The organism is Streptomyces chengmaiensis (assembly GCF_029846775.1).
GTDB lineage: Bacteria > Actinomycetota > Actinomycetes > Streptomycetales > Streptomycetaceae > Streptomyces > Streptomyces chengmaiensis.
In genome coordinates this window covers 1-597 of record NZ_JARWBG010000136.1, presented here as the reverse complement: position 1 = coordinate 597, position 597 = coordinate 1, and the positions used below count along the sequence as shown (strand labels likewise).

General features: G+C 81.7%; 1 pseudogene. It reads left to right on the top strand.

Annotated elements, in window-relative coordinates:
• Window positions 1–597, top strand: a pseudogene (locus tag QCN29_RS36740) (hypothetical protein); the annotation flags it as partial.

Below are 597 nucleotides of genomic sequence, written 5' to 3'. Positions count from 1 at the left end.
GGGCGCGGGGCGCGAGGTGCGCCCCCGCCGGCGCCGCCCGGGAGTTCGGCGCGCGGGCCGCCGGGGGCGGGAAGCTGCCGTCCCCGGTCGTCGGCGCCAAAGGCGCGGGCCTCGTCACGGGCGGGGGCGTTCTGCGCACCGCGGCCGGCCCCGGAGCCGAACGCGCCGCTCAGACCGCGGCCGCCGTCCCGGCCCTGCTGGCTGAAGGAGTCCTGACCGTAGCCGCCCTGACCGCCCTGGGGGCTCTGCTGGGTGCGGCCGCCGGGAGCGAAGAAGTCCTGCCCCGAACCCGACTGGGACTGCGGGCCGGACGACTGCCGACCCTGGCCCTGACCCTGCGCATGCCGGGCCTGCGGCTGGAGACCGCCGGAGGCGAAACCGCTGCCCTGGGAGGGGCCGCCCTGCGGGCCGTTCTGCCGGTTGCCGCCCTGGGGCGCGCCGTCACGTCCGGGCAGCGCCGCACGCGGGGCCGAGCCCGCGCCCAGGCGTCCGCCCCCACCGGCACCGGCGCCCGCGAGTCCCTTACCGGCTCCTCCGGAGCCGCCGGAGCCGCCGGACGGACCGCCGCCGAGGCCGGGCCGGCCGCCGCCCGCCGGC